Source organism: Fodinicola acaciae (assembly GCF_010993745.1).
GTDB classification, from domain to species: Bacteria; Actinomycetota; Actinomycetes; order Mycobacteriales; family HKI-0501; genus Fodinicola; species Fodinicola acaciae.
On the sequence record NZ_WOTN01000002.1, the window covers coordinates 349,446 to 373,391 of the forward strand.

Annotated in this window: 24 protein-coding genes; 14 read left to right on the top strand and 10 right to left on the bottom strand. The window is 67.7% G+C overall.

Annotated features, from left to right (window positions below):
* Positions 1 to 3 precede the first annotated feature (3 nt).
* From GNX95_RS16935 to GNX95_RS16960, 6 genes are all read left to right on the top strand, one after another.
* A complete protein-coding gene (locus tag GNX95_RS16935; RefSeq protein WP_163508381.1) occupies positions 4 to 846 on the top strand; it encodes an NADH-quinone oxidoreductase subunit J in 843 nt (280 codons plus the stop codon).
* Complete coding sequence (gene nuoK, locus GNX95_RS16940) at positions 847 to 1,146, top strand: NADH-quinone oxidoreductase subunit NuoK (protein ID WP_163508382.1); 300 nt, start codon at positions 847 to 849, stop codon at positions 1,144 to 1,146.
* A gap of 90 nt (positions 1,147 to 1,236) precedes the next feature.
* Positions 1,237 to 3,120 carry an NADH-quinone oxidoreductase subunit L gene (gene nuoL, locus GNX95_RS16945; RefSeq protein ID WP_163510075.1) on the top strand — a complete coding sequence of 628 codons (1,884 nt, stop codon included), beginning with the start codon at positions 1,237 to 1,239 and terminating at the stop codon, positions 3,118 to 3,120.
* Positions 3,117 to 4,673, top strand: a complete 1,557-nt coding sequence (locus GNX95_RS16950) for an NADH-quinone oxidoreductase subunit M (RefSeq protein ID WP_163508383.1) — start codon at positions 3,117 to 3,119, stop codon at positions 4,671 to 4,673. Before nuoL ends, GNX95_RS16950 begins: the two co-directional genes overlap by 4 nt.
* On the top strand, positions 4,673 to 6,226 hold the full coding sequence (gene nuoN, locus GNX95_RS16955) for an NADH-quinone oxidoreductase subunit NuoN (protein WP_163508384.1): 1,554 nt from the start codon (positions 4,673 to 4,675) through the stop codon (positions 6,224 to 6,226). The genes GNX95_RS16950 and nuoN overlap by 1 nt, the downstream gene beginning before the upstream one ends.
* A 58-nt stretch (positions 6,227 to 6,284) precedes the next feature.
* Positions 6,285 to 7,247, top strand: a complete 963-nt coding sequence (locus GNX95_RS16960) for a polyprenyl synthetase family protein (protein ID WP_281356931.1) — start codon at positions 6,285 to 6,287, stop codon at positions 7,245 to 7,247.
* 171 nt (positions 7,248 to 7,418) lie between these two features.
* Here the strand turns inward: GNX95_RS16960 and GNX95_RS16965 are convergent, their stop codons facing one another.
* Genes GNX95_RS16965 through GNX95_RS16975 form a run of 3 tightly spaced genes read right to left on the bottom strand, consistent with a single transcriptional unit; the run spans position 7,419 to position 9,896 of the window.
* A complete protein-coding gene (locus GNX95_RS16965) occupies positions 7,419 to 7,835 on the bottom strand; it encodes a YunG family protein (protein WP_163508386.1) in 417 nt (138 codons plus the stop codon).
* Positions 7,820 to 9,277, bottom strand: coding sequence for an FAD-dependent monooxygenase (locus tag GNX95_RS16970; protein ID WP_163508387.1), 1,458 nt, complete (start codon positions 9,275 to 9,277; stop codon positions 7,820 to 7,822). The genes GNX95_RS16965 and GNX95_RS16970 overlap by 16 nt, the downstream gene beginning before the upstream one ends.
* On the bottom strand, positions 9,264 to 9,896 hold the full coding sequence (locus GNX95_RS16975) for a PadR family transcriptional regulator (protein WP_163508388.1): 633 nt from the start codon (positions 9,894 to 9,896) through the stop codon (positions 9,264 to 9,266). The genes GNX95_RS16970 and GNX95_RS16975 overlap by 14 nt, the downstream gene beginning before the upstream one ends.
* Before the next feature lie 119 nt (positions 9,897 to 10,015).
* On the opposite strand from GNX95_RS16975, the gene GNX95_RS16980 reads away from it, so the two are divergent.
* From GNX95_RS16980 to GNX95_RS16990, 3 genes are read left to right on the top strand one after another with little or no spacing between them, the layout of a single operon-like run.
* A complete protein-coding gene (locus tag GNX95_RS16980) occupies positions 10,016 to 10,609 on the top strand; it encodes a TetR/AcrR family transcriptional regulator (protein WP_163508389.1) in 594 nt (197 codons plus the stop codon).
* The gene (locus GNX95_RS16985; RefSeq protein WP_163508390.1) at positions 10,606 to 11,760 is read left to right on the top strand and encodes an MFS transporter; all 1,155 of its coding nucleotides are present in this window, start codon (positions 10,606 to 10,608) and stop codon (positions 11,758 to 11,760) included. Before GNX95_RS16980 ends, GNX95_RS16985 begins: the two co-directional genes overlap by 4 nt.
* 8 nt (positions 11,761 to 11,768) lie before the next feature.
* On the top strand, positions 11,769 to 12,041 hold the full coding sequence (locus GNX95_RS16990) for a hypothetical protein (protein ID WP_163508391.1): 273 nt from the start codon (positions 11,769 to 11,771) through the stop codon (positions 12,039 to 12,041).
* Here the strand turns inward: GNX95_RS16990 and GNX95_RS16995 are convergent.
* Positions 12,028 to 12,606, bottom strand: coding sequence for a (2Fe-2S)-binding protein (locus GNX95_RS16995; protein ID WP_163508392.1), 579 nt, complete (start codon positions 12,604 to 12,606; stop codon positions 12,028 to 12,030). The genes GNX95_RS16990 and GNX95_RS16995 overlap by 14 nt on opposite strands.
* 24 nt (positions 12,607 to 12,630) lie before the next feature.
* On the opposite strand from GNX95_RS16995, the gene GNX95_RS17000 reads away from it, so the two are divergent.
* From GNX95_RS17000 to GNX95_RS17010, 3 genes are all read left to right on the top strand, one after another.
* Complete coding sequence (locus GNX95_RS17000) at positions 12,631 to 13,545, top strand: 2-hydroxyacid dehydrogenase (protein ID WP_163508393.1); 915 nt, start codon at positions 12,631 to 12,633, stop codon at positions 13,543 to 13,545.
* Between the two features lie 49 nt (positions 13,546 to 13,594).
* A complete protein-coding gene (locus GNX95_RS17005; protein ID WP_163508394.1) occupies positions 13,595 to 13,993 on the top strand; it encodes a hypothetical protein in 399 nt (132 codons plus the stop codon).
* A 95-nt stretch (positions 13,994 to 14,088) separates the two neighbouring features.
* The gene (locus tag GNX95_RS17010) at positions 14,089 to 14,991 is read left to right on the top strand and encodes a lysophospholipid acyltransferase family protein (RefSeq protein WP_163508395.1); all 903 of its coding nucleotides are present in this window, start codon (positions 14,089 to 14,091) and stop codon (positions 14,989 to 14,991) included.
* Here GNX95_RS17010 and GNX95_RS17015 read toward each other — a convergent pair.
* From GNX95_RS17015 to GNX95_RS17035, 5 genes are all read right to left on the bottom strand, one after another.
* Complete coding sequence (locus GNX95_RS17015; protein ID WP_163508396.1) at positions 14,964 to 16,319, bottom strand: MFS transporter; 1,356 nt, start codon at positions 16,317 to 16,319, stop codon at positions 14,964 to 14,966. The genes GNX95_RS17010 and GNX95_RS17015 overlap by 28 nt on opposite strands.
* A gap of 125 nt (positions 16,320 to 16,444) precedes the next feature.
* Complete coding sequence (locus tag GNX95_RS17020; protein ID WP_163510076.1) at positions 16,445 to 17,521, bottom strand: 2-oxoacid:ferredoxin oxidoreductase subunit beta; 1,077 nt, start codon at positions 17,519 to 17,521, stop codon at positions 16,445 to 16,447.
* Positions 17,515 to 19,410 carry a 2-oxoacid:acceptor oxidoreductase subunit alpha gene (locus GNX95_RS17025; protein WP_281356932.1) on the bottom strand — a complete coding sequence of 632 codons (1,896 nt, stop codon included), beginning with the start codon at positions 19,408 to 19,410 and terminating at the stop codon, positions 17,515 to 17,517. The genes GNX95_RS17020 and GNX95_RS17025 overlap by 7 nt, the downstream gene beginning before the upstream one ends.
* Positions 19,411 to 19,528: 118 nt before the next feature.
* Positions 19,529 to 20,524 (bottom strand): DMT family transporter, encoded by a 996-nt coding sequence (locus GNX95_RS17030; protein WP_163508397.1) that lies wholly within the window; start codon positions 20,522 to 20,524, stop codon positions 19,529 to 19,531.
* 470 nt (positions 20,525 to 20,994) lie between these two features.
* A complete protein-coding gene (locus GNX95_RS17035) occupies positions 20,995 to 21,480 on the bottom strand; it encodes a nuclear transport factor 2 family protein (RefSeq protein WP_163508398.1) in 486 nt (161 codons plus the stop codon).
* Positions 21,481 to 21,577: 97 nt separating this feature from the next.
* Here GNX95_RS17035 and GNX95_RS43235 point away from each other — a divergent pair, with 97 nt between their 5' ends.
* Together GNX95_RS43235 and GNX95_RS17045 are read left to right on the top strand one after the other, a co-directional pair.
* Positions 21,578 to 22,366 carry a helix-turn-helix domain-containing protein gene (locus GNX95_RS43235; RefSeq protein WP_246281663.1) on the top strand — a complete coding sequence of 263 codons (789 nt, stop codon included), beginning with the start codon at positions 21,578 to 21,580 and terminating at the stop codon, positions 22,364 to 22,366.
* Positions 22,367 to 22,467: 101 nt separating this feature from the next.
* Positions 22,468 to 23,349: a CPBP family intramembrane glutamic endopeptidase gene (locus GNX95_RS17045; RefSeq protein WP_163508399.1), complete on the top strand. Its 882-nt coding sequence runs from the start codon at positions 22,468 to 22,470 to the stop codon at positions 23,347 to 23,349.
* Here GNX95_RS17045 and GNX95_RS17050 read toward each other — a convergent pair.
* Positions 23,317 to 23,934 (bottom strand): GntR family transcriptional regulator, encoded by a 618-nt coding sequence (locus tag GNX95_RS17050; RefSeq protein ID WP_163508400.1) that lies wholly within the window; start codon positions 23,932 to 23,934, stop codon positions 23,317 to 23,319. The genes GNX95_RS17045 and GNX95_RS17050 overlap by 33 nt on opposite strands.
* Positions 23,935 to 23,946: the final 12 nt, after the last annotated feature.

Here is a 23,946-nt window from a genome sequence, read left to right on the forward strand (position 1 = left end):
GGCATGAGCACAGCTGAGACCGTACTTTTCTTCATTCTCGGGCCGATCGCGCTGATCGGCGCGATCGGCATGGTGCTGGCGCGCAACGCCGTCCATTCGGCGCTGTTCCTGGTGCTGACGATGGCCAGCCTCGGTGTCTTCTACATCATCCAGGCCGGTCCGTTCATCGGCATGGTGCAGATCATCGTCTACACCGGCGCGATCATGATGCTGTTCCTGTTCGTGCTGATGCTGGTCGGCCGGGACGCCTCGGACTCGGTGGTGGAGACGCTGCGCGGCCAGCGGGTCGCCGCCACCGTGGTCGGCATCGGCTTCGCCGGCCTGCTCGGCACCGGCCTGCTGCGCGGCCTCGGCTCGATCGACGCCGTCGGCCTCGCGAAGTACAACACCAACGGCCAGAACGTGAACAACCTGGCCTACCTGATCTTCTCCAAGTACGTCTTCGCCTTCGAGGTCACCTCGGCGCTGCTGATCACGGCGGCGGTCGGCGCGATCATCCTGGCGCACATCCAGCACGAGCCGGGCGAGAAGCGTACGCAGAAGCAGCGGTCGAAGGCCCGCTTCGCCAAGGGCAACTACCCGGCGCCCAAGCCCGGCCCCGGTGTCTTCGCGCGGCACGACTCGGTCGCCACGCCGGCGCTGCTGCCGGACGGCTCGGTCGCCGAGGCGAGCCGCAACGCGACCACCAAGCGGATCGCCGCCGAGCGCGGCCTGCCGTCGGCCGAGCGGCTGGTCGAGACCGGTGGCGACCTGGAGGACACCGACGCGGCGCCTTCGCCGATCGAAGACCATGAGCACGTTCACGGACACGCCCACAGCGGCCAGTCCGGACCGGGGAGGATCTAGATGTCTCCGACCTACTACCTCGTACTGTCGGCGATCCTGTTCACCATCGGCGCGGTCGGCGTGCTGGTACGCCGTAACGCGATCGTCGTGTTCATGTCGGTCGAGCTGATGCTCAACGCGGTGAACCTGTCGCTGGTCACCTTCTCGCGGATCAACGGCTCGTTGGACGGCCAGATCATGGCCTTCTTCGTGATGGTCGTCGCCGCCGCCGAAGTGGTGGTCGGCCTGGCGATCATCATGTCGATCTTCCGTACCCGTAAGTCGGCGTCCGTCGACGACTCGAACCTTTTGAAGTACTAAAGGAAAGGTTTCCTCAATGTCGAGGTGTACGCCGTGAGCAACGACGTGCTCGCCGAGGCGGTGACGTACGGCCACCCGGACGGCGGCGTGATGAGCTACCTGTGGTTGCTCATCGCCCTGCCGGCCTTCGGCGCGACCGTACTGCTGCTGGTCGGCAAGCGCGGTGACAAGTGGGGGCACTATCTGGGTTGCCTCACCTCGCTCGCCGCGTTCGGGTTGGGGTTGGCGCAGTTCCTGACGTTGCGCGGGATGCAGACCAAGTCGGTCGAGCAGATCCTGTTCAGCTTCATCCCGGTCGGTGACCTGAAGATCGACGCTGGCCTGCTGTTCGACCCGCTGTCCGGCGTTTTCGTGCTGCTGATCACCGGCATCGGCTCGCTGATCCACATCTACTCGATCGGCTACATGGCGCACGACGAGGGCCGCCGGCGCTTCTTCGCCTACCTCAACCTGTTCGTCGCCGCGATGCTGCTCCTGGTGCTCGGCAACGGATACGTGATGCTCTACGTCGGCTGGGAAGGCGTCGGCCTGGCGTCGTATCTGCTGATCGCCTTCTGGTATTTCAAGCCGGCGGCGGCGACCGCGGCGAAGAAGGCGTTCATCATGAACCGGGTCGGCGATGTCGGCCTGACGCTGGCGATCTTCCTGATGTTCGCGACGCTCGGCACGACCTCGTACTCGCAGGTCTTCTCCAACGCCGACAAGCTCAACTCGACGATCCTGACCGTCATGACGCTGCTGCTCCTGCTTGGCGCGTGCGGCAAGTCCGGCCAGTTCCCGCTGCAGGCGTGGTTGCCGGACGCGATGGAAGGCCCGACACCGGTTTCCGCGCTGATCCACGCGGCGACGATGGTGACCGCCGGCGTCTATCTGATCGGCAGATCCGCGCCGCTCTACAACCTCACGCCGACCGGCCAGACGGTGGTCTGCGCGATCGGCGCGTTCACGCTGCTGCTCGGATGCATCGCCGGTTGCGCCAAGGACGACATCAAGAAGGTGCTGGCCTGGTCGACGGTGTCGCAGATCGGCTACATGTTCCTGGCCGTCGGCCTCGGCGGTCCGGCGTACGCGCTGGGCATCTTCCACCTGCTCTGCCACGGCTTCTTCAAGGCCGGCATGTTCCTCGGCGCCGGTTCGGTGATGCACGGCATGAACGACCAGGTCGACATGCGCAGGTTCGGTGGCCTGGCCAGATACATGCCGATCACCGCCGTCACCTTCGGCCTCGGCTATCTGGCGATCCTCGGCATTCCACCGTTCGCCGGCTTCTTCTCCAAGGACGCGATCATCGAGGCGGCGTTCAACCGGCCCGGCTGGACCGGCTGGCTGTTCGGCGGCGCGGCGCTGGTCGGCGCCGGCATCACCGCCTTCTACATGAGCCGGCTGTTCGTCATGACGTTCCTCGGTAAGAAGCGCTGGACCGAGGACATCAAGCATCCGCACGAGTCGCCGGCGGTCATGTGGGTGCCGATGGCGATCATCGCGGTCGGCTCGATCGGCGCCGGTTTCGGCCTGCAGGCACTGGGACTGCTCGACTGGCTCGCACCGGCCTTCGGCACCGAGGCCGGCGCGCACGAGGCCGAGCGTTTCCCGGCCTGGATGGTGAGCACGGCGACGCTGGTCATCGTGGTGCTCGGCGCGGCGTTGGCGTACTGGCTCTATCTCGGCCGTAAGGTCCGCGAGACCGAGCCGGCCACCACCAACGGTTTCGTGCTGGCGGCGCGCAACGCGCTCTACGCCGACCAGGTCAACGAGGCGCTCTTCGAGCGTCCCGGCCTCGGCCTGACCCGCGCGATCACCTCCCTGGACGGCCGGGGGATCGACGGCTTCGTCAACGGCCTCGGCGGTTTCATGAGCGGACTCTCCAACCGGATGAAGCGAGCTCAGACCGGGTTCGTCCGGACGTACGCGTTGACGATGCTGATCGGTGCCGTCCTGGTGGTCGGTGCGCTGTTGGCGGTGAGGATCGGATGAGCCACTTCCCTTATCTGTCCGTACTGACGCTGTTTCCGCTGGTCGGCGCGCTGATCATCCTGCTGCTGCCCAAAGGCGCCGACCAGGTCGTGAAGGTCTTCGCGCTGGTCTGGTCGTTGCTGTCGCTGGTGATCACCGGCTTGGCGGCGTATTCGTTCGTGCCCAGCGGTCCGCGTTTCCAGCTGGTCGAGTCGTATCCGTGGATCCCGGCCTTCGGCGTACGGTTTGCCTTCGGCGTCGACGGCATCGCGCTGGTGATGCTGGCGCTGGTCGCGCTGCTGACGCCGATCGTGGTGCTGGCCTCCTGGCACGACGCGGAAAAGTACGCCGGTGCGCCCGGCATCACCGGAAAGCGCTCCACCAAGGCGTTCTTCGCCCTGATGCTCTGCCTGCAGACCTGCATGGTCGGCGTGTTCGCCGCCACCGACGTGTTTTTCTTCTACGTCTTCTTCGAGGTCATGCTGGTGCCGATGTATTTCCTCATCGGGTCCTACGGTGGCCCGAAGCGGCAGTACGCGGCGGTGAAGTTCTTCCTCTACTCGCTGTTCGGCGGCCTGCTGATGCTCGCCGCGGTGATCGGCGTGTACGTCGTGTCGGCCAACCTGCTCAACGGTCGCGGCACCTTCGACTTCAGCACGCTGGCCAACCTGAACATCGACCCCGGCATGCAGAAGGCACTGTTCCTCGGCTTCTTCATCGCCTTCGCGATCAAGGCGCCGCTTTTCCCGTTCCACACCTGGCTTCCGGACGCCGGTGGCCAGGCGCCGGCCGGCGCGGCCGTGCTGTTGGTCGGCGTACTGGACAAGGTCGGCACGTTTGGTTTCCTGCGTTACTGCATCCCGCTTTTCCCGGACGCGTCGCAGTTTTTCGCACCGTACGTCTTCGCGCTGGCGCTGATCGGCATTTTCTACGGCGCTTTCCTGGCGATCGGCCAGAGCGACCTGAAGCGACTCGTGTCGTACACCTCGGTGGCGCACTTCGGTTTCATCGCGCTCGGCTGCTTCGCCTTCACCAGCCAGGCCGGTGTCGGTGCCGTGCTCTACATGGTCAACCACGGTCTGTCCACCGGCGCGCTGTTCCTGGTGGTCGGCTTTTTGGCCGTACGCCGGCAGAGTGTGCGGGTCGAGGACTTCGGCGGCACGCACAAGCTCGTACCGCTCATCTCCGGCGCGTTCTTCATCGCCGGCCTGTCCGCGCTCGCGCTGCCTGGCACCAACTCGTTCGTGAGTGAGTTCCTGGTGCTGATCGGCACGTTCACGGTCAACACGACGGTCGCGGTCATCGCCACGCTCGGCATGATCCTGGCCGCGCTCTACGTGCTCTGGATGTACCAGCGCACGATGCATGGTCCGCTCAACGCGGCACAGCCGAAGATGGTCGACCTCTCGACGCGGGAGAAATGGGTGATCGCGCCGCTGATCGCGCTGATCATCTTCACCGGTGTCTACCCGAAGCCGATCATCGACGTGATCACCCCGGCGGTGAAATACACCATGCAGGACATAGGTAAGCATGATCCGCAGCCCAGCGCGCTCTCTGGAGGCGGCAAGTGATGCCGGCGTTCTCCCTTCCACCGATCAACTACATCGCGCTGCTGCCGATGCTGATCCTGTTCGCCGCCGCGACGGTGGGGATCCTGCTTGAGGCCTTCCTGCCGCGTACGGTCCGCCAGCCGGTGCAGGTTGTGCTGTCGCTGGTCGCCCTGCTCGGCTCGCTCGGCGCGGTGATCTTCGCCGCCGGCCACATCTCGCCGGGTGCCAAACCCGGCGTGATCACCGCCGGCGACGCGATCGCGGTCGACGGACCGGCGCTGTTCCTGCAGGGCAGCCTCGCGGTCCTCGGCGTGGTCAGCGTGTTGCTGCTGGCCGACCGGTCGACCGAGGCCGGCGGCGTGTTCACCGCGCAGGCCGGCATCACCGCCGGCACCGCGTCCGACCGCAAGTCGGCGGCGTCGCCGTTCATGCAGACCGAGGTCTATCCGCTGGCGCTGTTCTCGTTCGGCGGCATGATGCTGTTCGTATCGTCCAACGACCTGCTGATCATGTTCGTGGCGCTGGAGGTGCTGTCGCTGCCGCTCTATCTGCTGTGCGGCATGGCGCGCCGGCGCCGGCTGCTGTCGCAGGAGGCGGCCGTCAAGTACTTCCTGCTCGGTGCCTTCGCCTCGGCGTTCTTCCTGTACGGGGTGGCGCTGCTCTACGGCTATGCCAACAGCGTGAAGCTCGGCGACATCTGGGCCGCGGTGGCGCAGTCCGACCGCAGCCCGCTGCTCCTGCTGCTGGGCATCGGCATGCTGATCATCGGCCTGATGTTCAAGGCCGGCGTGGCGCCGTTCCACTCCTGGACACCGGATGTCTACCAGGGCGCTCCGACGCCGGTCACCGCGCTGATGGCCTCCTGCACCAAGGTGGCCGCCTTCGGCGCGATCCTGCGGGTCTTCTACGTGGCGCTGCCGACCGCCAAGTGGGACTGGCGGCCGCTGATGATCGGCATCGCCATCCTGACGATGATCGTCGGCGCGGTGCTGGCCATCACGCAGACCGACATCAAGCGCCTGCTCGCGTACTCGTCGATCGCCAACGCCGGCTTCATCCTGACCGGTGTGGTCGCGCAGACCGGGCAGGGCATCTCGTCCACGATGTTCTACCTGGTCGCGTACGGCTTCACCACGATCGGCGCGTTCGCGATCGTGATGCTCGTACGCGACGCCGACGGTGAGGCGACTCACCTGTCCCGCTGGGCCGGGCTGGGGAAGCGGTCGCCGCTGTTCGCCGCGGTGTTCACCTTCTTCATGCTCGCCTTCGCCGGCATCCCGCTGACCAGCGGCTTCACCAGCAAGTTCGCGGTGTTCGCGGCGGCCAGCGGCGGCGGCGCGGTGTCGCTGGTGATCCTCGGTGTGATCGCCAGCGCGGTCATCGCGTTTCCGTACCTGCGGGTCATCGTGCTGATGTACCTGTCCGAGCCGGCCGCGGATGCGCCGACCGTCACAGTGCCAGGCGGGTTCACGTCCGCATCGCTTACGCTTGGCGCATTGGCCACTCTGCTGCTCGGAGTGGCGCCGCAGCCGTTGCTCGACCTGGCCAACCAGGCCGTGACGTTCGTCCGATGACCTGCTCGTAAGGAGCTGAGCCTTGGTGCGCCGCCCCACTTCTCTCACGGACGTCGTGTTGAGCGACCCGGAGTTCGAGGCGTCCATCAAGGCCGGTCTCGACGCGGTGGAGGAGCAGCTGCGACAGGCCGTCGCGGCCGCGGACCCGCTGGTCAACGAGGCCGCGCGGCACCTGCTGGACGCCGGCGGCAAGCGGTTTCGGCCGCTGCTGGTGCTGGCCGCCGCGCAGCTTGGCGACGCCGAGCGCGACGAGGTCGTCGCCTCCGCCGTCGTGGTCGAGCTGACCCACCTCGCGACGCTCTACCACGACGACGTGATGGACGAGGCGGACGTACGCCGCGGCGCCGCGTCCGCCAACTCGCGCTGGTCCAACTCGGTCGCCATCCTCACCGGCGACTACCTGTTCGCGCGCGCCTCCGACGTGGTCGCCGACCTCGGCCCGGAGGCCGTACGCATCCAGTCGCGGACGTTCTCGCGGCTGGTCACCGGCCAGATCCGGGAGACCGCCGGACCGCTTCCGGGTGTCGACCCGGTCGAGCACTACCTCGGCGTACTGGCCGACAAGACCGGCTCGCTGATCGCCACCTCCGGCCGCTTTGGCGCCATGTTCTCCGGGGCCTCCGCCGCGGTCGTGGACACGCTGACGGCCTACGGCGAGGCGATCGGAGTGGCCTTCCAGCTGTCCGACGACCTGCTCGACATCGAGTCCGAGTCGTCCGGCAAGACGCCCGGCACCGACCTGCGGGAAGGCATCCCCACGCTGCCGGTGCTCTATGCGCTCGCGTCCACCGACCCGGCCGAGGCCCGGTTGCGCTCGCTGGTCAGCCGGCCGCTGTCCGACGACGACGAGGTCGCCGAGGCACTGACCCTGCTGCGGGCCTCGCCGGCGATGGCGGCCGCCCGCCAGGTCGTACGCGAATATGCCGACCGGTCGCGCGCGTTGGTCGCCAGCCTGCCGGACGGCCCGGCCAAGTCGGCGCTGCTCTCGTTGGCCGACCTCGTCGTCGACCGCGCCGCCTAGGGTCTGTGTCGAGAAAGATCCCTGCGTCCGACGACGCAATCGGAATCCGATTGCGTCGTCGGGGGTGCTGCTGACCTGCGGCTTTGCTTGCCGAGGTGCCAATCGGGCAGCGCTTACGGCGTCCGCTCGTCACCTTGTCGACCGCTGTCCGCGCTGAAGTGGTCAACAAGGTCACATACGGACATCCGTCGCGGTGCCAGGGGTGACACGCAGGCTGGCGAGGACACGGTCGCGCAGCGTCTCGTACTGTTCGCGGCAGCGCTTCGGCGGCCCGGCCGGCCGCACGACGACCTTGCCGCCGGACACGATCTCCTCGGCGCGGAACTGCTCACGGGTCAGGTCGACCTCGACGACGCCGGCGAACCGGTTCCAGTAGTGGTAGCCGACCTTCGCACCGGTCACGTGCACCTCACCGAGGATCAGCTCGCCGCCGAGCAGGTCGTGCAGCACGAGCGCGGTCACGCCGCACTGGCCACGAGCGGGGTTGTCCGGCCGCCAGCTGTCCAGGTCGGCCGGATCGCAGGTGTCCGGTCCCCAGCTCGCTCGTACGACGCCTTCGAGATCGGCCAGGGTCAACGTGGGCGCCATGCCCCGACGTTATCCAACAGCTCCGCGTCGGCCGGCTCGGAGGTGAGCCAGGCGACGTAGCCGTCGGGCCGTACGAGTGCTGCCGAGCAGCCATAGAGCCGAGCCCAGTCAGGCGAGGCGTCCGCGCGGTAAGCCCGCACCGGCCGGCCCTGCGCCGCGCGCAGCCACTCGTCGCTGTCGCACAGCAGCACGTACGAGTCGACGCACACGTCGTGGACGGCGAGCCCGTCGGCGAGCCACAGATGTGGCGCGCGGCCGCCGACGCGCGCCGGCGTCAGGGTGTCGGCGAACGGCGTCGGCCCGCCGTAGACCTGCGCGAACGGCTTGAGGTTGGTGCCGTCCGGCTCCGGCTGGCCGCTCATCCGCGCCTGCTGGTGGCCGACGATCATCGGCGCGAGAGCCTCGGCCAGCGGACGCCGCTCGGCGTCGTACGTGTCCAGGAGGCTGTCGTCGGCGATGCCGCGGATGACGTGCGCGAGTTTCCAGGCCAGGTTGTGCGCGTCCTGCACACCGGTGTTGGCGCCGAGCGCGGCGGCCGGCGGCCACACGTGTGCGCTGTCGCCGGCCAGGAAGACGCGGCCGGCGCGGAAGCGCTCGGCGACGCCGAGGCCCTGTTCCCAGGCCGCCACGCCTTCGATCGTCACGTCGATGTCGGCGCCGATCGCGGCTCGTACGAGCGAAATGCAGCGCTCGTCGGGAAAAGATGCTTCCGACTCGGTTAGCGGGTCGTAGGTGACGGTCAGCTGCCACCGCTGTGGATCGACCGTGCTGACCAGGCCGCCGCCAACGTTTTCGTTGAATATCATCCAAAACAAAGCGCGCCGCGGCAGGTATGGCGACAGGTCGGCGCGGAAGACGATGTTCATCGAGTGCATGAAGGTCGCCTCGCCGGTCCTGGCGATGCCGAGCCGTTGCCGGATCGGGCTGCGGTTGCCGTCGGCGGCGATCAGATAGTCGGCGCGCACGGTCCGGCGCTCGCCGCCGGTCCGGTTCTGGATCTCCGCGACGATGCCGTTTTCGGTCTCCTCAAAGGAAAGCAGCTCAGTGTCGAAGAGGTGCTCGGCGCCGTACGAGGTGGCCGCCTCGATCAGGATCGGCTCGACGGTGTTCTGGTCGGCCATGCAGAAGACGCCGGCGGTGTCCGGACTGGTGCGCGGCTCGTCGGCGTCGAAAAGCCATTCCCATTCGCCGGCGAGCGTATGGCAACGCGCCACGCCGGCCTCTTCGTCAAACGGCTTGCCCGCGCGTTCGACCGCCTCCGCCACGCCATAGGCGCGATAGATCTCCATGGTGCGCGGGTTGATGCCGCGGGCCCGGCCGTGGATCGACACACCGGGATGCCGGTCCACCAGGACCGGCCGGATCCCTTGCCGGCTCAGGAAAAGCGCGCTGGCCAGGCCGACCAGGCCGCCGCCGGCGATCAGCACGTCAGTTTTGTTCACGGCGTTTCTCCTTCTGTTTCTTGTTGTATTCGACGGCGAGCTGCCGGATCCACTCCTCGGTCCAGGTCAGCCGGCCGGCGTGCAGATCGGCGACGACCGAGCGCAGCCAGGACAGCTCGGCCTTCAGCACGATGCGCCGATATTCCTCTTCCAGCAGGAAAAGTCGCGGCACGTCGGCGGCCTCGTGCAGGACCGTGTCGGTGCCGGCGAGCTCGCTCGCGAGCGCTTTGGCGCGGATTTCCAGCTGTGCGGCGGCATCCTCCGGCGCGAGCGCCATGATGAAGGACAGACCGACCGGAAACTCCGGAAAGTCGCCGCCGGTGGTGGACAGCATCTCCTTGACCCAGGTCACCGCGGTCGCACGGCCGGCCGGCGTGAGCTGGTAGACGGTGCGCTCCGGCCTGTTCTCCACTCGCGCGGTGCTGTGTACGGCGATCAGTCCGAGCCGCAGCAACCGCTCGATGGTCTGGTAGATGCTGGCGCGTTGCCGGATGTTGACGACGCGGTCCTTGCCGCGCTCCTTGATCACCTCCTGGATGCGATAGGCGTGCATCGGCTCCTCGGCGAGCGCGCCGAGCACGGTCAGGCCGAGCGCGGAACGCTTGTCTTCTCTGCTCATGCCACCAGCCTAATAGTCATGAGATAACTAGTCATCTCATGGGTACGAGCATAGTCATGGAATAACTATTGTCAAGCGTACGATTGCAAAGATACGTGCATGTACGTATGATTGATGCCGTGGTGAAGAGGACCGCCGACGAGGCCGCCGAGACCCGCAGAGCGCTGCTGGAGGCGGCGTTGATGGAGTTCGCCGACAAGGGTTTCCATGCCGCCAAGCTCGCCGACATCGCTGCTCGAGCCGGTGTCACGCGCGGCGCGCTCTATCACCACTTCGCCGACAAGACCGAGATGTATGGCACGGTGCTGGACGACGGCTGGGAGATCGCGACCGAGGAGGCGTGGTCGGCGCTGGACGCCGACGGCACCCCACGCGAGCGGCTGCGCAACTTCCTGCTCGACCTCTATCGGCTGGTATGCACCGACCAGCGGTTTCGCGCGCTGCTGGTGGTCAGCATCGTCTTTCCGAGCGATGTCGCCGGAAAACTCGACGATGCCACGCTGGCCGCGAAGGCCGCCGGCATCTACGCGTGGGCCGACCGGCTCGCCGCCGTGTGCGAGGAGGCCGGCAGCGCCCACCCGCGCCGCTCCGCCGCGCTCATCCTGACCTGGTTCAACGGCCTGTCCGTGTCGGCCGCGTTCACCCCGGCGGTGCTCGGCGAGATCGCGGATCCGTACGACATGGTCGACTACATTTTCGAGGGATTGTTGTGAAACGTTCCGCAGCCTTGATCGTCACCTCGGTGGCGTTGGCCGCCGACATGCTCATCTACGGCGTCGCGATTCCGGTGTTGCCGAGGATTGCCAGCTCCGCCGGCGCCGACGCTTCGGCGGTGAGCGTGCTTTTCGCCTGCTACGCCGTGGCGATGCTGGTCGCCACGCCGTTCGCCGGCTGGCTGGTCGACCGCATCGGCCATCGGCTGCCGATGATCGCCGGCCTGTTCGCGCTGGCCGCCTCCACCGTACTTTTCGCGACCCTGCAGGCATTTCCGGTGTTGATGGCCGCGCGCGTGCTGCAAGGCGTGGCCGCCGCCTTCGCCTGGACGGCCGGTCTCGCGTTGATCGCGGCGGTCTTTCCGGCCGAGGAGCGGGGGAAGCCGCTCGGCATCGCATTGTCGGCGAGCGGCGTCGGCGTACTTCTCGGGCCGGCTGTCGGCGGTTTTCTGGCCGACACCTGGGGAACGCACGCGCCGTTCGTCCTTGCCGCCGTCGTCGCGTTGCTCGACGGGGTCGCGCGTTTGGTGCTCGTACGCGATGGCGACCACGCGCCGGCCGAGCGGCCCGGTCGGGTGTGGCGGCATCCGTCGACCGCATTGATGTTTGCCCTGACCGCGCTCGGTGCCGGTCTTATCGCTTTCCTGGAGCCAATCCTGCCGTTGCACGCGGCGGCGGCGTTTTCGGCCGACAGCAACACCATCGGCCTGATCTTCGCCGGCGCCGTCCTCGCCGGTGCGGTGTCGTCGTCGATCGGCGGCTTTCTCGCCGACAAGCTGCCACGCCGGCTGCTGGCCGGTGCCGGTGCGTTCGTCGCCGCGGCCGGTCTGGTGATCACCGGTTATGCCGGCACGTTGTGGCTGGTCGCGGTCGGCCTGGCTCTGGTCACGGTCGGCGCACAGCTCGGTCTGGTCACCACAATCGCGTTGATCTCGGCGATCGCCGACGACCAGTCGCCACCCGCGTACGGCGCCGCCTATGCGCTCTACAGCATCGCGTACACGACCGGCATGATGGTCGCTCCGCTGTTGGCGGCGGCCGGCAGTGCGTTCCTGAACTTCGCCTGGCTCACCATCGCGGCCGCGGTTTTGGCCGCTGTCATCGCATTGGTCACCACGCTGACGCGTACGCGCACGGCCGTACGTGTTTGAATAAGGCGATGGCGACGGACGAGGAGCTCCGCGCGCGAGCCGGACACAGCTCGACGCTCGACCTCGCCATGATCGAAAAGCGCCTCCAGGCCGCCGACGAGACCATCGCGGCGGCCAGGGAACGCCTGGAGGAGCGGGAAAATCCGCCGGAGCCGGAAGCGGAGCCGACGCTCAGCGCGGCCGACTCGCTGCGGCTGGCGACCGTGCACGTGCGGGCCAGGCTCGCCGCCACCCGCTCGGCGAGGTCCGTCAGCCGACCGACGCTCTCTAATAACCGCTGAGCCGCCGGCGCCGGTCGTCGGCCGGCCGCTTCGGGCAGCTGGTGCACAGGTCGTTGCCCGGCACGCGATAGATCAGGCAACAGGACGTACGCCGTACGAACAGTTTGCCTTGCACTTCTTCGAAACGCGGCAGCGGCAGCGGATCGCCGATCGCCTTTCCGAGCCCTACGGCGATTTCCGGCCGACCGACTGCCAGTTGCTGGGTGGCCAGCGAGTCGGCGGCGATGGCCCACAGCGGCCGGTCGCGCTGGCCGGTCACCACGCAGATCGACGCGATCGTCTCGGCGAACAGGTCGCGGAGCGCGGTGGCCAGGTCGCCGTCGAGCGTGCGAGTGGACCGGCTGGCGCTGATCAGACCACCCGGCCGTACGTCCAGCACGATCGCGTCGAGCCGCGGATCCATCCCCGGCTCGGAGGCTGGCTGCACGAGCAGCGACCAGCTCGCGGCATACCACCACATCGTGCCGGCCACACGCTCGTCACCGGTGCGATAGGTGGCCTTCGCGGCCTCGATCTGGCCGGCGAGCCACTCGATGTCCCTGACCAGCTCTCCGCGCACCTCCACACCGTCGAGCCTAAAGTGGCGTGTATGCGACGCGTACTGGTGCCGTGGCCTCAGCTCATCGGCCGGATGGGAGGTCGGTGGCCGGACGGCCTCGATGTCGACGTGTACGACGGCAAAGGCGACCCTCCCGAGCAGGCCGACGACGTCGAGCTCTACGTCATGCCGTACGCGAAGCCGTCGGCGCTGGCGCTGCTGGAGCGGATGCCGTCGCTGCGGGTGCTGCAGGTGCTCACGGCCGGCGTCGACGCCGTCATCGACCGGATCGGGCCGGACGTCACCCTCTGCAACGGCCGCGGCCTGCACGACGCCAGTACGGCCGAGCTGGCGCTTGGCCTGATGCTGGCGGCGCAGCGCGAGATCCCGCACTGGTCGGCCAACCAGCGGGAGCGCAACTGGGATCCGCACTTCACCCGTTCGCTGGCCGACTCCACCGTGCTGATCCTCGGCTATGGCTCGATCGGCTCGGCTCTGGAGGCGCGGCTGCTGGCCTGTGAGTGCGAGGTGATCCGGGTGGCCAGCCGGCCGCGGCCGGCGGAGCGGATCCATGGTCCGGACGACCTGCCGGAGCTGTTGCCGCGTACGACCGTCCTCGCCAACATCCTGCCGGCGACTCCGGCCACCGCGAAGTTCGTCAACGCCGAGCGCCTCGCGCTGCTGCCGGACGACGCGCTCGTCGTCAACGTCGGCCGCGGCGCGACGGTCGACACCGAGGCGTTGTTGAAGGAGGTCTCGTCCGGCCGGTTGCGTGCCGCGCTGGATGTCACCGATCCGGAGCCATTGCCGGCCGACCATCCGTTGTGGACGCTGCCAAACGTACTCATCACCCCGCATGTCGCCGGTGGCTCGAACACTTTCTATCCACGCGCGGAAAAGTTCGTGGCGGACCAGCTGCGCCGTTTCGCCGCCGGTGAAGCGCTGGCAAACGTGGTCGATCGATAGAGCGAAAATTTGTTCGCCGGTGTGGCCGCGTGACCCTAGCATTTCCGGGATGCGGAAGGAATTCGCCGACGCGCTGGCGGTTGTCATGCGCGATCTGGAGACAACCGGCGTGCCGCGTCCGGACGTACGCGACGACCCGTGGTCGGACGTGCCGGACGCCGAGTCGGTGATGCTCTATGGCCCGGACGGCTCTGGTGCCGGAGTCGGCGTCGATCTCAGGCAACCGATGTTCGCGCAGGTCGCGGCCATAGCCGACAAAGTCCAGGAGTGGGTCGTCGAAGAGCTGTGGTCGCGGAGCCGCTCGACCAGCTGGCCGGAGTGTCCGGCGCATCCGCACACTCATCCACTTGAGCCGGCCGCCGACGGCGACCGGGCAGTGTGGCGTTGTCCTGCCACGAAAAAGGTGGTCGCTCAGATCGGTGCACTGCGGCTGGCGGAAAACTCCTGACCGACATCCGATCGTCATGTGCAGACGGCCGGCCGGTCACATAGCCGGGTCACGATGTGCTCGACCGCATCGTCGTGACCTGGCAGAGGTGCGTGATGAGCGTACATCCGCGACCGGCGCCGACCGGCTGGACTCCGTTTTCCCCGTGCCACCCCGATCGCTGCCTGCCGGCCGCCTCGGACGAGGCCGGATGGGCCCGGCGTGCTGGCAGATTGCTGTCGGCCGCTTTCCTGGTGTTGTGTGGCCTCGCGTTTTCACCGGTGTTGCTGGTGGTCTCGCGCCGCCGGCGGCACACGTTGGTCAGTGCCGGTGCGCGGATGTTGTTGCGTGCCCTCGGCATCCGGCTGACCGTCGCCGGCTCGGTCGTACGGCCGGGCGGGCGGGCCGTGCTCTACGTCGGAAATCACGGGTCCTGGATCGACATTCTCACGATGGTCGCGATCCAGCCGTGCCGGCACGTGGCGAAGGCGTCCATCCGCCGCTGGCCGGTGGTCGGTCCGATCGCAGCCGCGGCCGGCTCGGTGTGGATGGAACGCGACAAGCTCTCGAAGCTGCCGGCCACCATCGACGCGGCCTCCCGGGCGCTGCGGATGAGTGGTGCGCTGGCCGGATTTCCGGAGGGTACGACGTGGTGCGGCCAGGAACGCGGTCCGTTCAAGCCGGCGCTTTTCGAGGCCGCCGTGCGTGCCGGTGCCGTCGTACAGCCGGTCGCGCTGCGGTTCGGCGACACCAGGATGGCCTTTGTCGGTGACGACTCGCTGGCCGCGTCGCTGTGGCGTGCCGTCAGCCTGCGCCGGCCGACCGTCGAGGCGATCCCGACCGCCGCGCTGGACGCCACGGTGATCCGCTCACGCCGCGAGCTGGCCGCCCTGGCGTCGTCATCGATCGCCTCGGCGCTCACGGATGGTCGCATGGCCACCATGCGTGCATCCAGCGCAAGCATGGTGGCCATGCGACCACAGGCCCCGAGCTACTTGACGGCCCTGCCTTCCAGCTGAGCGGCAGCGGCGGCGCCTTCGTGGTGGTCGACGGCGGCGCTGCTGGCGGCGACCTTCGGCATGGCCAGCAGGGCGATCATCGACAGCACGGCGCAGCCGATGATGAACAGGCTGATGCCGACCGACGACTTTGTGTTGGTGAGGATCGCGGCGGCGATCAGCGGTGCCGGGCCGCCGGCCACCACGGAGGCGAGCTGATAGCCGAGACCCGCGCCGCTGTAACGTACGCCGGTGCCGAAGCCTTCGGCGATCAGCGCCGCCTGTGGACCGTACTGGGTGTCGTGGAATATCAGCGAAAGTACGATCGCGAGCAGCACGAGGGCCGGCATTTTGGTGTTGAGCAACCCAAAGTACGGAAAAGCGAACAGCGCGGTCGCCACGATGCCGATGCCGTAGATCAGCCGCCGGCCGAACAGGTCGGACAGATAGCCGGCCAGCGGGATGGTGACCAGGCCGATGCAGGCGGCGATGATGGTGTCGTTGAGCAAGGAACTTTGGCTCAACCCCAACGTTTTCGTGCCGTAGGTCAACACGAAGGTGACGAAGAGATAGAACGGCGCCTGCTCGGACATCCGCACGAAGGCGCCGGTGACGATCGCCAGCGGCTGCGTCTTGATGACCTCCCACACCGGCAGGCGTACGACGCTGGCGTCCTTCTTCAGCACCGCGAAGGCCGGGCTTTCCAGCACCCGCAGCCGCACGTAGAGGCCGATCGCGATCAGCACCGCGCTCAACAGGAACGGGACGCGCCAGCCCCAGGTCTGGAACGCCGGACCGGTCCACGTGCTGATGAGCAGGAAGCAGCCGTTGGAGGTGATCAGCCCCATCGGTACGCCGAACTGCGGCCAGCTGGCCATCAGCCCGCGCCGGTCGTTGCGGCCCCACTCCATCGACATCAGCACCGAGCCACCCCACTCGCCGCCGACCCCGATGCCCTGCACGATTCGCAGCACCACCAACAAAATCGGCGCGGCGATGCCGATCGTCGCGTACGTCGGCAGCACACCCATCAGGAAGGTCGCGAGCCCCATCAGCATCAGCGTGGTGACCAGCGTGGCCTTGCGGCCGATCCGGTCGCCGTAATGGCCGAAGATGATCGCACCGACCGGCCGGGCGGCGAAACCGACGAACTGCGTGCCGAAGGCGAGCAGGATGCCGGCCGCCGGATCCGCCTTGGGGAAGAACAACGCCGGGAAGATCAGCGCGGACGCGGTGCCGTACAGGAAAAAGTCATACCACTCGATGGTGGTGCCGACGGTGGAGGCGACGACCGCACGGAGTCGTTGCCGGCGGACGAGGTCGGGACTGGCGGCGGCGGGTCCGGTCATCGCGCACTCTCCCTGATCGCACAGTGACGTCGATCACGGAGCCTGCATGCCGCACGCGGTCAGCGTCAAGGAGATCGGCGCAATCGATCGCATGCGGCCAGCGGCAAACCGCCCGATAACCGGTGTTATCCGACGGTCCAGGTGTCCTGGCCCCGCAACAGGCCGGCCAGCTCGGTCGTACGGTCGTCGGACATCTTGGCCGCCGCCGTGGAGACCTGGCCGCGCAGCAGGTCGTCGTACGTCGGCTGCTCCACCGAGCGGAAAACCCCGATCGGCGTGTGCGGAGTGTCCGAAGTGGACAGCCGGGACAGGGCGTACGCGTAGGCGCTGTCCGGCGAGTGCGCGTCGTGGACGACGACGTTGTCCTTGCCGACCTCGTCGACGTTGGCGACGACCAGCGAGCCGGTCTTCGGGTCGCGTACGACACCCTTGTTGGAGTCGGTGCCGAAGATCAGCGGCTCGCCGTGCTCCATCCGAAGCAGCCAGTCGGCGCCGCTCTGCCGGTCTTTGAGCAGGTCGAAGGCGCCGTCGTTGAAGATGTTGCAGTTCTGGTAGATCTCCACCAGCGCGGTGCCCTTGTGCTCGGCCGCCTGGCGCAGCACCGAGGTCAGGTGCTTGCGGTCGGTGTCGAGCGTACGCGCGACGAAGGTCGCCTCCGCGCCGATCGCCAGCGACACCGGGTTGAACGGGTTGTCCAGCGACCCCATCGGCGTCGACTTGGTGACCTTGCCGACCTCACTGGTCGGCGAGTACTGGCCCTTGGTGAGGCCGTAGATCCGGTTGTTGAACAGCAGGATCTTCAGGTTGACGTTGCGTCGCAGGGCATGGATGAGGTGGTTGCCACCGATCGACAGCGCGTCGCCGTCACCAGTCACCACCCAGACGCTCAGATCTTCCCGGGCCGAGGCCAGACCGGTCGCGATCGCCGGCGCGCGGCCGTGGATCGAGTGCATGCCGTAGGTGTTCATGTAGTACGGGAAGCGCGAGGAACAGCCGATGCCGGAGACGAAGACGATGTTTTCCCGCGCCAAACCAAGCTCCGGCAGGAAACCCTGCACGGCGGCCAGCACGGCGTAGTCACCGCAGCCGGGGCACCAGCGGACTTCCTGGTCGGTCTTGAAATCGGCGGCCCGCTGCGGCGTGTCGCTTTTCGGGACACTGCCCAGCGAGGGAAATCCCAGTTGGACGACGTCGGTCACGATCCGTCAACTCCCGCGATCACATCGGTCAGCACGCCGGCCAGCTCCTCGGCCCGGAACGGCATGCCCCGTGTTTTGTTGTACCCCATGGCATCGACCAGATAACGCGCTCTGATCAGCGTGGCCAGCTGGCCGAGGTTCATTTCCGGAATGACCACCTTCTCGTACCGCCGCAGCACGTCCCCCAAGTTTGCTGGGAACGGGTTGAGGTGGCGAAGGTGCGCCTGCGCGATCGGGTGCCCGTCCTTGCGTACGCGACGGCAGGCGGCGCCGATCGGCCCGTACGTGGAACCCCAGCCGAGCACCAAAACGTGTGCGTTGCCGTCCGGGTCGTCGACCTCCAGGTCGCCGATCGTACGGGCGATGCCGTCGACCTTGGCCTGGCGCGTGCGCACCATCAGGTCGTGGTTGGCCGGGTCGTACGAGATGTTGCCGGAGCCGTCGGCCTTCTCGATGCCGCCGATCCGGTGCTCCAGGCCGGCCGTGCCGGGAACGGCCCACGGCCGCGCCAGCGTCTCCGGATCGCGCAGATACGGCCAGAACTCGGCATTGCCGTTGTCGTCGGTGTGGTTGGGCTCGGTCGCGAACTCGACGGTCAGGTCGGGCAGCGCGGCGATGTCCGGGATCCGCCACGGCTCCGAGCCGTTGGCCAGATAGCCGTCGGAGAGCAGGAAGACCGGCGTGCGGTAGGTCAGCGCGATGCGTACGGCCTCCAGCGCCGCGTCGAAGCAGTCGGCCGGCGACTGCGGCGCGATGATCGGCACCGGCGCCTCGCCGTTGCGGCCGTACATCGCCTGCAGCAGGTCGGCCTGCTCGGTCTTGGTCGGCAGGCCGGTGGACGGTCCGCCGCGCTGGATGTCGCAGATGACCAGCGGCAGCTCCAGCGACACCGCGAGGCCGACCGTCTCGGACTTCAGGGCGATGCCGGGGCCGGAGGTCGTGGTGACGCCGAGCGCGCCGCCGAAGGACGCGCCGAGCGCCGCGCCGATGCCGGCGATCTCGTCCTCGGCCTGGAAGGTCTGCACGCCGAAGCGCTTGTGCTTGCTCAGCTCGTGCAGGATGTCGCTGGCCGGGGTGATCGGGTAGGCACCCAGAAACAGCGGCAGCCTGCTGCGCACCGAGGCGGCGACCAGGCCGTACGCGAGCGCCAGGTTGCCGGAGATGTTGCGGTAGGTGCCGGCCGCCATCGCCGCCGGCTTGACCTCGTACGAGACGGAGAAGTCCTCGGTGGTCTCGCCGTAGTTCCAGCCGGCGCGGAAGGCGGCGATGTTGGCCGCCGCGATGTCCGGGCTCTTGGCGAACTTCTTCTTGAGGAACTCGATGGTCGACTCGGTCGGCCGGTTGTACATCCAGGACAGCAGGCCGAGCGCGAACATGTTCTTGGACCGCGCGGCCTCCTTGCGGCCGAGGCCGAAGTCCTTGACCGCCTCCTGCGTCATGCCGGTCAGGTCGACGGCGTGCAGGTGGTAGGCCTCCAGCGAGCCGTCCTCGAGCGGGTTGCTGTCGTAACCGATCTTGCCGAGGTTGCGCTTGGTGAAGTCGGCGGTGTCGACGATCAGCGTCGCGCCGTGCGGCGTCTCCGGCAGGTTGGCCTTCAGCGCCGCCGGGTTCATCGCCACCAGCACGTCCGGCCGGTCGCCGGGGGTGAGGATGTCGTGGTCGGCGAAGTGCAGCTGGAAGCTGGACACGCCGGGCAGCGTGCCGGCCGGCGCGCGGATCTCGGCGGGGAAGTTGGGGAACGTCGACAGGTCGTTGCCGAACGACGCGGTCTCCGAGGTGAACCGGTCTCCGGTGAGCTGCATGCCGTCGCCGGAGTCACCGGCGAAACGGATCACGACCCGATCGAGCTGCTGGATCTGCTTGGGATGTGTCTCTTGCTCGGTGCTTGACACGGCGCAGGCACGACCTTCCAACGAATTTAGCCCCACCTATGTTACGACGCCGTAGGTAGTGATTCGCGGAGCGCTGCGTCACAGTGACCGGTTTGCCCCCGTGCACCTGTCTGGTCGGTCAACCGGACTGGCCCGCACGGTGGAGCTCGCCGTCGTTCGCCGAGGTCAGCGGCGGTGTGACCGGCTCGATCGAGTGGCCTGATGTGGTCGGCGTCACATGCGTGATCCGAGTGGTCCGCGACCCCGGTCTGTCCGTACGGACCCGCGTCAGCGCCACGCCGCCCAGGACCAGCAGCATGCCGCCGATGGTCAGCGCGTCGAGCTTCTCGCTCAGTACGAGCGCGCCGAGGATCACCGACACGGCCGGCAGCAGATAGCCGACCATCGCCGCCAGCGTCGGTCCGTCGTCGGCGATCAGCCGGTAGTTGAGCAGCATGCCCAAGCCCGTACCGGCCAGGCCGAGCACGACCACGCTCGCGACGACCGGCCAGCTCAGGCTCACCGGCGCGGTGGTCGCGAACGGTGTCGCGATGCCGACCAGGACAGTGGCGACCAGCAGCTGCCCGGCGGTCAACGCGGCCGGTTGTACGCGGCCGCTGAGGAAGCGGCTGACGAAGATGTAGCTGACGGCGTACAAGGCGGCCGCGGCCAGACACGACAGCGCGCCGGCGACGCTGCCGCCGGCGGACCGCCATGGGCTGAGGATGACGACGACGCCGGCGAAACCGACGATCACGCCGGCGATCCGCGGCCAGCCCGGCCGCCGCTCGACACCGGCGAGGAACGACAGCACGACGACCATGATCGGCGTGGTGGCGTTGAGTACGCCGGCCAGGTTGGAGTCGACGCTCTGCTCGCCGATGCCGAAGAGCGTGAACGGCAGCGCCGCGCCACTGACCGCCGGCACCGCGAGCAGCCCCCAGGTCCGCCAGTCCGTCGGCAGTTTCACCTTGGTGACCAGGCAAAAAACGACCATCACCAGCGCGCCGAGGGCGAGCCGGCCGAGGGTGATCTGCAGCGGGGACAGGCCGGCCAGCGCGATCTTGATCCACAGAAAGCTGGAGCCCCAACACAGCGCCAGCAAACCCAGTCGTGCCAGGCTCCCCATCCCCATGCCAGACAGCCTGCGTCGCCGGCCGCGCTAGTTCAAGCGATTTGTGATGTATGGACGGGTAAGTGTTGCTGCATCGTTATCTTCGGGACGACATTTACTGGCGCTAGATGCAAGGAAAACGGTTTCACTCCCACACGCCCGACCTTCGCTGTGACTGGAGGGACTGTTGAGTCGACGCCGAGGTCCTGATCGCCTGAGCGAATTGTCCGCTTGCCACCTTGTTGTCGACCTGAATCGATCCGCTCGGTCAACAAGGCGACAATCGGTCGCCGCATGCCGTGCCCGAATGCGACCGGCGACGGTATTTGCGCAGGTCAGGTCACATCGGACGACACAATCGGATTCCGATTGCGGCCAATGCTGTTGTGACTCGTAGGGGTCGGCTTGCTCGCTGTCCCTGGTTCGCGCTTCCCTCGACCGCGACGCGCGTCCAACCATCGGGCACCAGGTCAAACTCAAGCCGTCCCAGCCTAGAGATGGATGGACGACTGGCCGAAGGTGTAGCGCCACTGGCCCTGCCGCAGCACGTACGTGTCGCTGAACCACAGTTTCTGGTCGACGGTCGAGCCGTCCGAGCAACTGCCCTTGATCCACAACAATGCCGTCACGGTCGCGGTGTGTTGCCCGAAGACGCGCACTTTCTGGGTCCCCGGCATCTCGTCCTGCTTCTCGTACGTGCAGGCCTGCGTACGCGCGTCGTTGAGCACGTCCTCCTTGGTGAAGACCGAGCCGCGGCCGGTGACGATGACGAAGTCGTCGGCGAGGATGCGGTCGATGGTGGCGACGTCGTTGTTTTTCACCGCTGCCTGGTATTTCGTGTCCAACGAGGCCACGGTCGCGGCCGGGTCGCGGTGGTGCTCCGGTGTGGTGCCGGCGCTGGCCGACATAGCCGGCAGGACGAGCGCGGTGGCCAGGCTGGCGCCGATGGCGGTCAGGGACGTGCGTGCTGTGAACATCGGTTTCCTCTCTGTCGCAGGCCAGCGTGCCGGCCGGCGCGGCAGAGGTCTTGAAAATCGTTGCACCGTCGTGATCCGCCGCGCGTACGGTCACGGCATGCACCAGGGCGAGGACATGGTGGTCGCGACCGACCCGGATTTCGTGGTCGAGGAGTTCAGCTGCGTCGACGACCACACCGGCTGGTTCGCCGGCCACGCCGAGTCCTACCAGGTCATGCTGGTGCGCGACGGCATGTTCCGGGTACGCAGCGGCGGCGCCGTCGCCGAGGTGGACCGGACGACATGTTTTCTTGGCGTGCCTGGAGAAGAGCGCGACTACGCGCATCCGGCGTCCGGCGAGCGGACCACGATCGTCACGCTCAGCCCAAAACTGTGGCGGTCGATGGCCGGCGACGCGCGCATTTCGCGTTATCGCGTGTATGCCGACGCGCGGATCGAGCTCGCACATCGCGCGATCCTGGCCGCCCGTCCGGATCCCGCGTACGCGCTCACCGAGCGACTTCTCGGCCTGCTGGCCGGATTGTTCGCGTACGCGGTCGAGCCGCGGCCGGGTACGGACCGCGTGCTGGTCGAAAACGCGCGCGCCGCGATCGCCGCCGGCCATCCATCGGCTGGCCGGCTGACCACGCTCGCCGCGTTGCTCGACAGCTCGCCATACCGGCTGAGCCGCGCGTTCACCCGCGAGCTCGGTGTTTCCGTTACGTACTACCGCAATCGCGTACGCATAACGCGCGCGTTGGACCGGCTGGAGGCCGGCGAGCCGAGCCTGGCCGCGCTGGCCGCCGATCTGGGTTTCTCGGATCAGGCGCATCTGACGCGTACGGTCCGCGAGCAGCTCGGTCACACCCCGAGCGCACTGCGTGAGCTGCTGTCGAAGACGGTGTAGCAGGCTCCACCATTTCTTCGGGTGGTCGCCGGCCTGATCGGCACCCGCCGGACTGGTGAGCTGGTTCGCGACCGAATCACTCGCCAGAAGGGACCACTGCGGTGGCCGATGTTCGCGGCTTCGTGCGGAGCCGACCGCTGATCTGTTTCTTCGTGCTGGCCTGCGGACTGAGCTGGCTCGCCTGGATCCCGTACGTGTTGTCGGAGACCGGACTGGGGATCTGGCACTTCCGTTTTCCCGAGTTTCTCGGCACGACACAACTCGCCGGCGTGCTGCCCGGCGCCTACCTCGGCCCGATCACGGCGGCGGCGCTGGTGACCGCGCTCGCCGACGGCCGAGCCGGCATCCGGGTGTGGGTCGGCCGGCTCCTGCGCTGGAAGGTGAGCTGGCGCTGGTACGCCGGCGTGCTGCTCGGCGTACCGGCCGTCATCGTCCTGTTTTCCACCGCTCTGGCCGACGGGAAGGTGGTCGCGCCGCCGGCCGCCGTGCTGATCGCGTACGTGCCGGGCCTGTTGTTGCAGATGATCACCACCGGGCTGGCCGAGGAGCCCGGCTGGCGTGACTTCGCACAGCCCCGGTTGCAGCAGAAGTACGGTCCGCTGGCGGCGGCCTTCATCCTCGGACCGATCTGGGGCGTGTGGCACCTGCCGCTGTTCTTCAGCGAATGGGGTGACTGGCCGCACGTCACCGTGCTCGGCATCGTCGAGTTCGTCGCCGCCACCACCGCGTTGAGCATCGTGATGGCGTGGGTTTTCAACCGTACCGGCGAAAGCCTGCCGCTGGCGATGCTGTTGCACGTCAGCATCAACAACTTCTTCTCGATCGTCTGGTCGAGCATGTATCCGACCCTGACCAAGGACGACGTCGGACACGTGATGCTGCTGGCCTGCGCGGTCGTGGCGGTCATCGTGCTGGTGGCGACCCGCGGCCGGCTCGGCCTGCCGAAGACGTTAGCCAGGAAGGCGATGCAGGATCAGCTCTAGCGCGAACTCGACGTGGTCACGTGCGGCCGCCTCGGCACGGTCCGGGTCGCGGTCGCACACCGCGTCGATCAGCGTGTCGTGCTGCTCGGTCGACTTGACCAGGTCGGCCTCGGTGTAGAGGCTCGCGACCGTACGGTTGAAGAAGTAGAGCCGGCTGGTGCGGGTCTGTCGGAGCAGGGTTTCGTTGTGCGACAACCGGATGATCGAGTCGTGCAGGTGCTCGTTGTAGTCAATGCGCTGGTCCCTGGTCTGGCCTCCGCGCAACGCGGCGATGGCGACCAGCTCGTCGTCGGTCGCGCGCAGCGCGGCCAGCCGCGCCGAATAGCTCTCCAGCGCGGCGCGCACCTCGTAGATCTCGGAGATCTCCGCCTTGCTGTGCTCGTAGACGATCCACCGGCGCCGGTGCGAGGTGATCAGGCCTTCGGAGGCGAGCCGCTGCAGGCTCTCGCGCACCGGCGTACGGCTCACCTGCAGCCGCTCGGCGATCTCCACCTCCGACAGCGACTCGCGCGGCCGCAGGTCGCCGTGCACGATCTCCTGGCGTAACCGCCGGTAGACCTCTTCGGAGAGGCTGGGACCGTCCATCCGGCCATTTTC

Excerpts from the sequence above, each read along its gene's own strand:
- GNX95_RS16950 (WP_163508383.1), top strand. The coding sequence starts at position 3,117 with ATGAGCCACTTCCCTTATCTGTCCGTACTGACGCTGTTTCCGCTGGTC.
- GNX95_RS17035 (WP_163508398.1), bottom strand. The coding sequence starts at position 21,480 with ATGTTCACAGCACGCACGTCCCTGACCGCCATCGGCGCCAGCCTGGCC.
- GNX95_RS16935 (WP_163508381.1), top strand. The coding sequence starts at position 4 with ATGAGCACAGCTGAGACCGTACTTTTCTTCATTCTCGGGCCGATCGCG.
- nuoL (WP_163510075.1), top strand. The coding sequence starts at position 1,237 with ATGAGCTACCTGTGGTTGCTCATCGCCCTGCCGGCCTTCGGCGCGACC.
- GNX95_RS17000 (WP_163508393.1), top strand. The coding sequence starts at position 12,631 with ATGCGACGCGTACTGGTGCCGTGGCCTCAGCTCATCGGCCGGATGGGA.
- nuoN (WP_163508384.1), top strand. The coding sequence starts at position 4,673 with ATGCCGGCGTTCTCCCTTCCACCGATCAACTACATCGCGCTGCTGCCG.
- GNX95_RS16965 (WP_163508386.1), bottom strand. The coding sequence starts at position 7,835 with ATGGCGCCCACGTTGACCCTGGCCGATCTCGAAGGCGTCGTACGAGCG.
- GNX95_RS16975 (WP_163508388.1), bottom strand. The coding sequence starts at position 9,896 with ATGAGCAGAGAAGACAAGCGTTCCGCGCTCGGCCTGACCGTGCTCGGC.
- GNX95_RS17030 (WP_163508397.1), bottom strand. The coding sequence starts at position 20,524 with ATGGGGATGGGGAGCCTGGCACGACTGGGTTTGCTGGCGCTGTGTTGG.
- GNX95_RS43235 (WP_246281663.1), top strand. The coding sequence starts at position 21,578 with ATGCACCAGGGCGAGGACATGGTGGTCGCGACCGACCCGGATTTCGTG.
- nuoK (WP_163508382.1), top strand. The coding sequence starts at position 847 with ATGTCTCCGACCTACTACCTCGTACTGTCGGCGATCCTGTTCACCATC.
- GNX95_RS17010 (WP_163508395.1), top strand. The coding sequence starts at position 14,089 with ATGAGCGTACATCCGCGACCGGCGCCGACCGGCTGGACTCCGTTTTCC.
- GNX95_RS17050 (WP_163508400.1), bottom strand. The coding sequence starts at position 23,934 with ATGGACGGTCCCAGCCTCTCCGAAGAGGTCTACCGGCGGTTACGCCAG.
- GNX95_RS17015 (WP_163508396.1), bottom strand. The coding sequence starts at position 16,319 with ATGACCGGACCCGCCGCCGCCAGTCCCGACCTCGTCCGCCGGCAACGA.
- GNX95_RS16990 (WP_163508391.1), top strand. The coding sequence starts at position 11,769 with ATGGCGACGGACGAGGAGCTCCGCGCGCGAGCCGGACACAGCTCGACG.
- GNX95_RS17005 (WP_163508394.1), top strand. The coding sequence starts at position 13,595 with ATGCGGAAGGAATTCGCCGACGCGCTGGCGGTTGTCATGCGCGATCTG.